This is a genomic window from Legionella sp. PATHC039 (genome assembly GCF_026191275.1).
In the GTDB taxonomy this organism is placed as follows: domain Bacteria; phylum Pseudomonadota; class Gammaproteobacteria; order Legionellales; family Legionellaceae; genus Legionella; species Legionella pneumophila.
Genome location: NZ_JAPHOP010000001.1, coordinates 269415 through 281865 on the forward strand (window position 1 = coordinate 269415; position 12451 = coordinate 281865).

Consider the following 12451-nt stretch of genomic DNA (forward strand, 5'->3'; position numbering starts at 1 on the left):
GAAAAACCCCAATCTCTTTGTTAAAAAATGTTTTTAATTCGGTCATTTAGTTTATCTAAACTCCCTCATTAAAAACATTATTTGCCTTGACCTTGAGGTTTTTGGTAAGTCCTGACAGACTCAAAAGTTGGCAAATGAATTGTCTATTATTTTCAAGGAAATCACAGGATGACGGAGCGCAAGAAAACGACAGTCAAGAATAAAAAAGCACCTGTCAAAAAAAGTCAGCTGACCGTTTCTTTATTGATTTTTATTGATTTGATTTCTATATTCCTCAGTTTAATGCCTGGCGTGGCCGCATTTAGCTTAACCGGTTTGTTTTTGTATTATGGGTTTTCAAAAACCTGGCTTGTTTTAATTTGCTCACCGTTTGTATTACTTTTTTCTTTTATTCTTATCATTGCACTTATCAGGATAAGCCTCCCAAAACTCAAACCAGGTCGCTATAAACGAGAGTTAAATAAGACCATGATCGCCTGGTTTTGTCATTTTGCACTCTCTCGTGCAGCGAAAATTGTTGGTCTGATTCATTTATTACAATCCTTTAATGTTATTAAATATTTGTATTGGCGTGCATTGGGAATTAAAGTGTCATTTCGCGTTATGAACTCATTTGATATCGATTTTGTGGATTGCCCTCTCATTTCGATTGGAAAGGATGTTACCCTTGCCAGTCAAGTCTCTATCAGTTGTCATTCTGATGTAGGAAATTATCTTTTTTTATCGCCTGTGGTGATAGAGGATAATGTTTTTGTTGGAATGACGACTAAAATTGGCCCAGGAACAACAATTAAAAAAGGGGCCTGGATAGGTTATGGGAATGCTTTTGTTAACCAGATTATTGAGGAAAATGCAAAAGTTGGCAATGTTAGACCTGTTCCTGAATAGAATGAAATGTTTTATCTTAAGTTTGGATTAATAAAAATCAGAATTTAGTGCATTGTTTTCCCGGTTAACTTAATGAATTCAGATTGCTGCAATCAGGCTTTGAAGCCGCTGATTATTTCCTTGATTAAACGGATGTTCCAGAATGAAAAAAATTGTTTACGTCTTGTTATTTATTTCTTCGCAGACTCATGCCAATTGTGTGATCTATTTTAACGAACAACCGCTCAATAAAAGGTTATCTGATCCTTTGTATTCTCTGTTGTCCAATACTGAAATTTGCCCGCAATCGATTCAGGAGTTAAGAAATTCCATGAGATTAAGAGGATTAAAAGAAGTTATAGGGATGGTCGCTAATCGAGGAAGAAATAATCCTGGTGAAGGCAGTTTTAGTTTTTTTGAATCAGTGTACGGTCGATTAGCAACTGATCAATTGATTGCAAAGGGAGAGTTATTTCTGGGGTATTTTACTCGTTTAAAAGATGGCCTAATTATTTTGGATCAAAAACCCAGGAAAGGTAAATTATTGATTGAAGCAATCAGCTGGGATGCTAAAAAGGCGCTTTATAATTTTTATGAATTGCGAGGAATAGAACATGGAGGCGTACGTTGGTTTTATCGAGGAAACTCGAAGGATGCTTATAAAGATAACACCTGGTTATATAGAATAAGTCCAGAGGGCGAAAACCATTTTGGCAGTCGTATGCGATGTTCTGCTTGCCACAACTCCGGCGGGCCGATCCTTAAGGAACAGTCTCTTCCTCATAATGATTGGTGGACTAATCAACGTCCGCTTATTTTGCTACCCAATAAGCCCGATGGAGATGTGAACCAATTATTGGAACAAGTCAGTGATGCCAGTGTATTTGCAAATGACGTGATAACAGGAATGCGACATTTGAGCGATAGTAAAAAAATGAATGCATTTCAAGGGAAACTGTCATTGCAGGAGCAGTTACGGCCTTTATTTTGTACTACCGAAATAAATCTTCAGTCCAGTTCTGACTCATCAGAAACTTTTGTATCCATTCCATCAGCGTTTTGGCTTAATCCACTATTAGGCGACATTAACTTGACCATTTCAGCTGAAGATTATAATCAATTATTGAAAGAGTTTGGCACTCGTTTCCCAGAAACGTCTTTACAAGACGCTGATCATGCCTGGCTTACACCTGTCAAGGCGGAGGCTGATCTCAACGCGATTAAGCAACTTATCGAACAGAATATAATTAGCAAAAAATTTGCACAATCCGTGCTGATGATCGATTTTACCAATCCTTTGTTTTCATCAAAACGATGTGAGTTATTAAAATTAATACCGGAATCTTATCAAACGAACAGCAAAGAATGGGTTGAACAATTTCTGATTAATTTAAGAAACAATGAGGAGCAATTTAAAGGGGCATGTCAGCTAGCTGATTATATGAGTAAAGAGCAATTGGATTTAAAAGAACTGATGAAAAAAATCAAAATTTATGAATATTTTCTAAACCAGTCTATATCAACCAGAGCAGGATTAAGAAAGTATTTTCAGCATTTAATCGAGCTGCGAAAAGCGGTTTTTCGTAGTGAACTGTCACAAAATCCCTTAGGGCAAATTTTAGAGCCAGGGTTTCGAGTAATTTTCCCTGAAATTCAGCAGTAGACAAGAAGAGGTCTATTATTGGCTCTGTGCATGACAAAAAACTGTCATGCGCTGAGTATTATTTTCTACGAAAGAGTTGAGGTGATGAAATTGATGGCATTTCCTCCACCAATTGTGAGCTCAACAGGAATATAGGGCAGATTACAGAGAAATAGGATGATAATGAAAAATATTGCTGTAACTATATTTCCCATATAAATCCATTGCTTTTCCTGATTTTCATTCAAAAATGCTGTAATGGCATAAGTGAAACTGAATAATACGGCAACCAGTAAGTAAATGAAATTATTAGTATCTAGTGAGAAGTCGTAAAGGATCTTGTAAGCCATGATTAAAGCCAGGAGGAACAAAATGACTCGATAGACTCTTAAAGATAATTTTAACCAGGAAGGATAGTCTGATTTAATAGTTCCATCCTGAAAATAGGCATTGAAAAATATGATACCTGCTGCAGTCAGTGGAATTAGTACTATTAACGGGTTGATGTGTTCCTGACTGCTCGAAAAAGAATGAAATGTATATAATATAAAATAGAGGATACTTATTGCTGCCAAGAGGGGAAAGAGATAATACATTATTCTAAGTAATAAAAATCGCATGTTATGAATGATATTGAGATTTTGTTGACCAACACCCAAACCCATAAAAAATAAGGTTGTATTACTGATTAATTTAAAATCACGATTATAAAAATACAAATCCCATAAATAATTATTTCCAACGGTTTTAAATACAAAAGATCCCAATACAATAAGTAAATTGGCCAATGAGGAAAAGACGAGGGCAATAAACAAAAGAGGAATTGTATTCCATACTCCAGCAAATAAACTGCTATAACTTACCCGCCAGGTGTTGTCATGATGATAAGCGTAATGGAAGCAATGAGCAACGTAGATAAAAAATGGAAAGCCAACAAAAAAAGTAAAAAAATGGAAATAGTCTTTCATAGAGTAGTCCATTTTCAATGGAAACAATGGAATTGATAGAAAGAAAGCGAGCAGGAAGCTGGTTCCAATAAGACGCGACAAATTAACGTTGTTATAAGTAAGGGCAAATAAAATACCGAAGATAGTGACGACACTGTATATAAATGCAGTCGTGTTTTGGTAGCTTATCAGTATGTCTAATGTTACCCCTAGAAGTAAACCAATCAGGGTAAAAATATAAAGGTGTCTTTGAGCAACCATCCTGTCTTTCTCCACAAAGGGGTTATATTCATGATTTAGGGTTTGGTAGAATGCCCTAATCGTTATCTAAAAATAATTCTAACTCAGTTACTTAATTGATCTAAATCGTTTATTAAAAATATTTTTTCGTTCCAAGTCTGAGCATGTTACAGATCTAATTTCAATCATTAAGAAACTCACAAAGTAATCTTTGAAAATGATGAGTACCTTGTTCTTTTGTTGGAGAGAAGCGTCCCATATCATAATAGCGAGATTTTATCCCCCTTTGCACAGACTCCACCACTCTTTCATCTTCTTGTTCAACCTGGTCAAGTGCTCCACCAGCGCCTTTCCCAAGTTTTGATTCATCAAGAACAAAAGATAAAAAGGAAACCTGAGTTAACTCAGGACTAAGCGGTTTGACTACATTCACAGAACAACCCCAGGGATAAAAATTAAGCATCGTATTGGGGAATATCCAAAAGTAATAGGCAGCAACCTGTTTGCCATAATCTTGCGCCCCTTTAGGTAAATCAAAGCTGACTTCATCAGGGCTTGCCAAAGCCAATTGCAGATTACTGTAGCGGAAGAGCTCTGTGGTGTAGGTGTTGCAATCGATTACTTTTCTTAGCGAGGGATGTACAAAAGGGATATGTAACGCTTCCAGGTAATTTTCACAGTATAAGGCCCAATGCGATTTAACTACATAAACTTTGCATTTTTCTTTATCCAGGCGCATTTTTTCCATAGGCAGCCAAAACAATCTTTCTTTAATTTCTGCAAATACCTCATGGAATGGGACGATGGGGGAAAGTGAAGCAAAGAGAAAAGGTTCAAGAATACCCGTTGAAATTTGACTTAGGTTATCATTGCTCGATGGGAAATCTTTTGTGAGTTCAAATTCAGGCATATGAATTAATTCGCCACAAAAATTAAACCGACGGCCATGATAAGAGCACTTGATTTTATGAGCTACGCAAGGTTCTTCGATCAGGATTTTACCTCGATGGGTACATACATTACTCAAACAACGAATTGTACCCGATTCATCTTTTGTAAACAGCAAGGGTTCTTCAAGAAATCCAGGCAGCAGGGTAAAAGGAATTAATTGTCTATTGGTTGTCAGCTCTTCGGTACTGATACAAAATTGCCAGGTTTTACTAAATATCTTTTCTTTTGTAATTTCAAACCATTCTTTTGATGTATAAAATTCAGAAGAGATTGTGGAGGCTTTTGTAATATCAGGATCTATATAGAGATTCTTCATGAACATTTCCTTACTGTAAAGAGAAAAACCTGCAAAAAGAGAATAAACATTTTAACCATTTCTTTGGATGAAGCGATGGTTAAGGTTTGGTAAAAGGTAGTGCAAACCTTTGTACCCTGTCAACTTGTTTATTTGATAACAAAATGATTGATTAATTATCCTAATGATGCAAAAATAAACACATCTTGGGTTTTAAGGAACTATTGAATGAGATATAGCCGGTTTTTATGTTTATTAAATGGCATGTTATTATCCAGTAATGTTGCGGCGGTTTCACCCTATGCCCCTATATTTAGCCCTTATGTTGATTTAACGATTAATACTCATTGGGACTCGCAATCACAGGATATGGAGCCAATGGATTTGATTTCTCCGGCAAAAAAACTGGGGATTAAAGCTTATCATTTGGCTTTTATTACAGACAGTGGTCAATGCCAACCTGCCTGGGGAGCCCAGCAAAATTATAGTGTGGCAAAGGGATGGGGTAAAAAACAGTTCGATACGCTATCAAGAGAGGGTGTGAAACTCACCGTTTCATTTGGCGGAGCGAGCGGTACTGATATTTCCTATCATTGTGATAAAAATCAATTAATTAATACGTTTAATCAAGTGACTAATCAATATCATGCGAACGTCCTGGATTTTGATATAGAAAATGGAACAGCCAATATTCCTAATTTGTTGCAGGCTTTGAAATTATTCCAAAAGGAGCATCCGGATGTTTTGTTAAGTTTTACCCTTCCTGTGATGCCCGAGGGTTTAACTTCTGTTGGAAAAGAGATAATCACCTCAGCGGCTACTTTAGGCCTTCATTTTAATGTGAACATAATGGCTATGGATTACGGGCCGGCTTATAGTGGAGATATGGGGGATTATGCGATATCCGCAGCAACGAATCTCCATCAATTTCTGCAGGAAATTTATCCGGATAAAAAACCGGAGGCTTTATGGCAGATGATTGAAGTAACGCCAATGATAGGTGTGAATGATGTGAATACAGAGCAATTTACCTTATCTAATGCAGCCCAATTAAAACAATTCGCACAGAAAAACTCATTGGGAGGATTATCGATGTGGTCTTTTAACCGGGATAAACCTTGTGCTGATAAATGGGCAAGTCCTGTATGCAGCGGTAATAATTTGCAAAATCATGATTATGAATTTGTGAGGTATTTTCAGTAATGGAATTAATTGCGGGTTCCTTAACTATTATCAATTAAGAAAAAAGCAAAAATTGGATTTTAAATTACCCATGCTAAACACAGCGTTTTGAGGTTTAAGTTTAGAAGAATAGAATTCAGTTCTTAATTTTAGAGAGATGTCAATGGATATGCTTGAGCTTTATATTGATAATTTGATTTTGCAAAAAATACTCCGCCTCTAATCTGCGGGGTTGTTCAATTTGGTTGCGGGGGCATTTGTTTTAGCGCCATTAGTTGATTTAGTTTATTCATTTTTTGCAACAAACCCTTTCCTATTCATTATTTCATCAATTGCAGGGTTTGTTGATAAAGTTTCCCGGATTTTTCGAAAATTGAGACAGCTTGGCTTGGCAAACGCGTCGATGATGCAATTAGCATTCTCGCTGTGATTATTATCTTTATTCTCTACTATCTTTTTTTTGATTTCAACAATGGCACTGGTTATGTTTTCTTCCTTTGACGAGTCAATCGCGCTCACAATTTCTTTTATTTGTTTAATAATGGATGATACTGTGCCATCTTGATTTCTCAAAAAATCATCATTTTCTAATACCCTGTAAACTGCAGAAATGTTTTCTTTCCTCTCATCAGCATCTATCTTGGCAATACTCACATGGATTTTTGCGCTATTGGATAATGACAATTGTTTTTCATAAGCTTTAATTGTAGCAATAAAGTTGGTTCGTTCGGCTCGAGGGAGCAACATTTGAATAGATTCTATTGCAGAGTCATCTGTGATCTTATTCACATGTCTGATTGCAAAACCGAAACGAGTACGTGAAGATAAAACGCCTAAAACATCGTAAAGTCCTTCCGCATTCTGAATTTTATCTTCATGTTCAGTTGCAAAATCGAGTCTATCAGATGGCGATAATTCGTCTATAACATCAGAAAGGCCTGTCACATCCGTAATTTTGTCTCCATGTTCAGTTGCAAAATGGAGTCTATCAGATAGTGATAATTGCATTAAAACATAAGAAAGGCCTTTCCCATCCTTAATTGTATCTCCATGTTCAGTTGCAACACTGATTCTTTTGTCTTGATTTAGTTGCATCAAAACATCAGCGAGGTCTTTTGCATTTTTAATTTTCATTTTATGTCTATCTAAAAAATCTATTCTTTTTTCTTCAGGAAGACTACCCAAAACTTCAGCAAGTTCTTTAGTATTCCTAATTTTATGTTCATTTCTGAGTAAAAAAACCATCTGTTGATCTTTAGGAATAAGTTTTAACAAAATTAATAAGTAATCTCCACTGTACATTTTATCTTCATGCATGCTTGCAAAAAGGGATCTTTCATTATCAGGAATCACTGACATAATACGCGCAACATCAGTAATGTCGTTAATTATATTTTGTGATAGCATTATAAAAGCGAGGCGTTGCTTATCAGGTATGATGGATGATACAGCATAAAGATCCACAGCGTCTTTAATGTTATGTTTATACTCTTTTGCAAAATCGAATCTTTGATTTTCAGGTAACTTGGATAATATAGAGGTGAGAACATATTGGCTGTTGATTTTACTCCTAAATTGGCTTGCAAAATTCAGCCTTTGTTCAAGAGGTAAACTCTTTAATACGTCGCCAAGATCATAATGATCATTGATTATATGTTTTAATTTATCTGCAAAATCAAATTTTTTATCATCAGGCAATGTATTTAAGATGAGAATCAGGGTATTTGCATCTTTGATTTTGTCTTGATGGTCAATTGCAAATTGCATTCTGTTACTCTTTTCTATGGCAAAAAAAACTGAAATAAAGGGTAGTTTATCTAATCTTCCTTCGTAAAATTTTTCGCCATAGATAGCAATTAATGTCTGCTGGCCATTTGGAGTTGTTAATAATCGCTCAAGCAATGTTTTGCTTTCATTTTTAGAGGAACCTCTATTACTGTAAGAAATTTTATTTGATTTTAATACCTTATCTTTAAATTCAGGATGAGTTTCGGTAATCCTTTTTATACTTTCGAAATCCCCTGATTCAAGCAACTGAATAACAAGTTCGTCTGTTATCTTGTTGCTGCCAAGATTTAATCCGGCTTGTTTGTAAACATCACGCAGATTACGCATCAAAGGCAATTTTGAGTTTAATTTATTTAATTGGTTTTGGTGCTTCATAATGTCAAATACAATATTCTCAGCCAACTTTTGAATTTTGTGATTAAAGTTAGCGTGCATTTCCTGATTGCCTGGATTTCCCCAATGATATTCCCTCATGGTAATAGGTGCATTGGGAGGTGTCATCAAACGTGCTTGAAGAGATTCTATATATTGTTTATCAACTCGACCTCTAGTCATTTCATTTAATAGCTGAGAGATATCAGTTGTGTCACCGCTCTCTGTTGATAGAGGATTTAAACGCCCACCAGGAGCTGCTGCATAGGCATACTTATCCACATCATCTAGAGGGATGCTCACTTGATACAAAGCTCCTTGGCCTTGGTATGGGAATTCTTTTGCCAAGGCTATTAGTTGATTTATTATGCCGATGCCCACTCCCATTGATTTCATGCTTTCAGAGAGCATATTCTGTAAATCAGTTTTGCTGGCCGACTTATTGTTGGTGTAATATTCAATTGTGTTGGAGCCCTCGACATTATGACTTCCAAATAAAAAAAGATTAGCTGATATTGCAGATTCCATATAACCACTAGCATAATTACTAATCTTTCCACTTTCAGAGATAATTTTAAAGTGACTGATGAATTCCTGGATAGTAAGGCATTTATGAAAAAGAGGATTATCCATACGTAAAGCACCGATACCGCTGTTTGCAGCAAGGATTCGATAAATTGATGTGTAGACAGCGTAGGCGTGAGCAATATCACTATTCGTGCCATGATAGAAGAAGACTCTCTCGGGATGGTCTTTTTCATACTGAATCATCTCAACAGCTTGATTGATTAGCCGCTGCTTTTCTTCTTCTGATAATCCCTTGTAATGTATATCCAGAAACCGTTTTATATTCTCTGCATTTGATTCTTGAACATGAAAATCATCCCCCATAACTGCCTTAAGATGTAATTCGCTTTGAGAAAGAATAGGTTCGCCAGTTTTTGCCGGTTGGTAATCTTCTTTAATTAGTGCTTTAGGGTTTGAAGAAACAAGTCCTTTATTTTTTATCTCATCGAGCACTTTTGACTTTTTGATAGAGGTTCTTATTATTTCTGTTTCAACTTGTTCAGGAGATGCAATTGGTCGATAAGGATTATTCTTGCTTTGTTCAGAACCATCTGGTTCCTCAGCTAAGCCCTGCGTGCTCTGTTTACGAAAATGACTATTTAGCAATAGGTCATCGATCAGGGTGTTGACCGGTCCTTGACGAAGCATAGAATAGAGAGGCGGAAAAATAATCACATCCTCGTTTTTTATGTCTTTAACCTGAATGGTTATCTGTTCTTCTTCAACAACAGTACTATTTGTTTTTAATGCACTTTGCAAATTCTGTAAGGGAACCCAATGGTAAGACTCGTGCTCTTTATCAAGCAGTTGGGTGGTATCAACCGGATTAATGCCTTCAATAAAATACATTCGATACAAGAATTGTTGACCATTTGTGTCTTGAGTGATAATGTCATGAAATGGGGCCTCAGCGAGCTCTCTATCGCTATAATCCAGCACCCCATTGGACTCTTCTTTTGCCTCTCTTTGAGCGGTTCGTGCAAGTGATACATCGTCTGCATCACTCTTGCCACCGAAATTATCGCACCAGTTGTGACGGGCGCGTTTCGATAATAGAACACATAATTGGCCACGTTCATCCTTTTGGATATGCATCACTCCTGCCGCAGTTTTTCCTGGAATAGCTGCTTTGTCACGTTTGGCAAAATGCTGTGTTGCAAATCCATAGCGTTGAGCCAGATTATCAAGGCGATTGGAAAAACCAGAAAGCAATTGACGTTGAACAAAAGAGGGGATTTCAAGCTGTTGGCTTACTTCCCATATGGTTTTTTCAATTGTAGAACGCTGCTTTATCAAGTCATGAACCTGGCTTTTAATTTCTTCAGGACTTAAATCGCCAAACCATTGAGCCCCTGCAAGATTGATTTCATGATTACGCATCGAGTCTATTTCACTGACTTCTGCTGACATCTCTTCGCGTAAATCACCAAGAGCTCTAAATATAAAAGAGGCGCCTGAGTCGATTAATCTTGCTTCACCACCTTGTGTTTGAATGAAGTTATCCAACTTGGCAACATCAATATTACCCATGAAGGCATGAACTATAAAATTCCTGCGTGCCTGGCTAATAATAACCTGCTCATCCTGATTTTGATCCGGTTTAAGCCGTTCGGCAAGTTGAACCGTTCTCTCAGCATGTTCGAAGTTGAGTGATTGAGCTAAAACTTGATTTACAGAACGATACGCTCGGACATCGGCAACTGGTACTCCCAAACGCTGATAAAGTACATTCATCAACGCTTCGACTTTTATTTGCACCTCACTAGAGCCAAACTTTAGGACATATGCTTTTTTGCTGCTGGTATCTCTAGCTTCATAGGTACTTGAAGTTCCACCGCCAAGTGATGCCCCAAGTTCAATGGATGACAAGTTCTGAGGAAAGTCTTTCGCTTTGACTGAGTCTGTCAATAATTGTGTATCAGGCTCGTAATAGTAATAAGTAGTTTTTATGTTTAATCGAGCTTCAATAATTGCTTTATCAATTTCCTCAAGTCTACTTTTATCATTTTCAAATAAATGTAACCGTTTAGAGTGTGATGCTTTCTTAAGATGCTCGATCAGAGTCTTAGCGTTATCTTTGGAGTGAATTAAGACATCATAGTTTATGTCCAAATGTTTTAACTGCGCAATGGTTCTCTGGTTGTATTCTTCATTGTATGTGGTAAACAGTATTACTGGATGTTTAGTTTCTTTTAAATACTTGAGTACGGACGCAAGATTATTGTCAATTAATGGTGGTCGAGTATCAACATACTCCATCACTGGATTAGGAACTAGAGTGTTATCAATATTGAATACTACCAGATCATCCTGAGGTATGTTTGATAAAGCTACAATAATCTCTTTGTTGCTTAGATTTTTGATTACCATAATATCTATCTCAAGACAAATTTTGTTTAGTATTATTTGATATTAAAAATTGTAGCATAGGATGGCCTTTGTTGCAGAAACAATTCAAAATGCGAAATGAAGAAACTGCTTACGAGATTATGAAACGAGGCCATTTAAAAAATGCTGAAGAGAAGAAATACACAATTAAAACAGCTCCGTTGCAAAAAAGATTCAATTTAAAAAATCTTAAGTTTTGGGGAGAGCTAAACTGTATAGACCAAATTGTTCATCGATAAAGGATATTTCAGTACGTGTTCCATACATCCAAATATTGAGCTGTCCTTTTTTGAACATACGCATCATTTTAAATCCTTTAATAGTCGCGTAGGCAGTTTTCATGGATTGAAATCCTCGGACTGGATTAATAAGGCGCTTTAGTTTTCCATGATCCGCTTCAAGTCGATTATTACGATACTTTATTTGTAAATGCTCCACATCCGCAGCAAGGGCGCCTTCTTGTTTTAACTCTTTAATAGCTTGACCGTAAGCTGGATTTTTATCCGTATTAGTCACACCAACATCACACTTTGGATTGCTCTTTATCATTTTCTTTAAGAATCGCTTCGCAGCAATAGCATTGCGCCGGTGAGAGAGATAGAAATCAATTGTATTGCCTCGTTCATCAACAGCACGATACAGGTATTTCCATTCGCCTTTTATCTTGACGTACGTTTCATCTAAGTGTCAACGTCGAGAATAGCGCTTCTTATTCCATTCAAGTCGCTTTTTCAGTTCGCGGGCGTAATGCTGAACCAAACGATACAGAGTGGTGTGATCCAATTTAAGACCACGTTCACCCATCATCTCTTCCAAATCTCTATAGCTGATGCCGTATTTACAATACCAGCGTACACATTGCAGAATCAACTCACCCTGAAAATATCGCCATTTGAAGGCAATTGGTTTTGTCGAACGCATCGGGATAATCCATTAAGAATGGTTACCAGACTAAATTATAAACTAGTTTCCGTTTTTGCAACGGAACCACATAATTGAATCGACCTATTTTGTTTGTTTTTTGAGCTAGGAAACAAAGCCATTAAAGCTTATGAAAAACAATTGTCGTTATCCAAAAGCGCAAAAATCCATGTGAGTATTGCCAAGATAGATGCTGATGAGAGGAAAGAAAACATTTCTGCAGTTTACAGGGTGTTAGGAAATGATGACTTTTGAGAAATGAAGGTGGTACAGTATCATCAATTATTACAC

General features: G+C 36.6%; 7 protein-coding genes and 1 pseudogene. 4 read left to right on the forward strand and 4 right to left on the reverse strand.

Features of this window, described 5'->3' with window-relative positions; all coding sequences use genetic code 11:
• Positions 1–168: 168 nt before the first annotated feature.
• A complete protein-coding gene (locus OQI99_RS01285; protein WP_265731136.1) occupies positions 169–888 on the forward strand; it encodes a hypothetical protein in 720 nt (239 codons plus the stop codon).
• Positions 889–1030: 142 nt separating this feature from the next.
• Positions 1031–2530, forward strand: coding sequence for a hypothetical protein (locus tag OQI99_RS01290; RefSeq protein ID WP_265731137.1), 1500 nt, complete (start codon positions 1031–1033; stop codon positions 2528–2530).
• Between the two features lie 65 nt (positions 2531–2595).
• On the opposite strand, the gene OQI99_RS01295 is transcribed toward OQI99_RS01290, so the two are convergent.
• Positions 2596–3717, reverse strand: coding sequence for a hypothetical protein (locus tag OQI99_RS01295; protein WP_061512738.1), 1122 nt, complete (start codon positions 3715–3717; stop codon positions 2596–2598).
• Between the two features lie 160 nt (positions 3718–3877).
• Positions 3878–4963 carry an SRPBCC family protein gene (locus OQI99_RS01300; protein WP_265731138.1) on the reverse strand — a complete coding sequence of 362 codons (1086 nt, stop codon included), beginning with the start codon at positions 4961–4963 and terminating at the stop codon, positions 3878–3880.
• Between the two features lie 207 nt (positions 4964–5170).
• Here OQI99_RS01300 and OQI99_RS01305 point away from each other — a divergent pair, with 207 nt between their 5' ends.
• On the forward strand, positions 5171–6145 hold the full coding sequence (locus OQI99_RS01305; protein ID WP_265731139.1) for a chitinase: 975 nt from the start codon (positions 5171–5173) through the stop codon (positions 6143–6145).
• A gap of 264 nt (positions 6146–6409) precedes the next feature.
• Here the strand turns inward: OQI99_RS01305 and OQI99_RS01310 are convergent, their stop codons facing one another.
• Both OQI99_RS01310 and OQI99_RS01315 read right to left on the reverse strand, forming a co-directional pair.
• Entirely contained in the window at positions 6410–11221 is a 4812-nt protein-coding gene (locus tag OQI99_RS01310; RefSeq protein ID WP_265731140.1) for an NUDIX hydrolase, read from the reverse strand.
• Between the two features lie 207 nt (positions 11222–11428).
• Positions 11429–12160 (reverse strand): annotated as a pseudogene (locus OQI99_RS01315) (IS6 family transposase).
• A 93-nt stretch (positions 12161–12253) separates the two neighbouring features.
• On the opposite strand from OQI99_RS01315, the gene OQI99_RS01320 reads away from it, so the two are divergent.
• Complete coding sequence (locus OQI99_RS01320; RefSeq protein WP_265731141.1) at positions 12254–12415, forward strand: hypothetical protein; 162 nt, start codon at positions 12254–12256, stop codon at positions 12413–12415.
• The last annotated feature ends 36 nt before the right edge of the window (positions 12416–12451 follow it).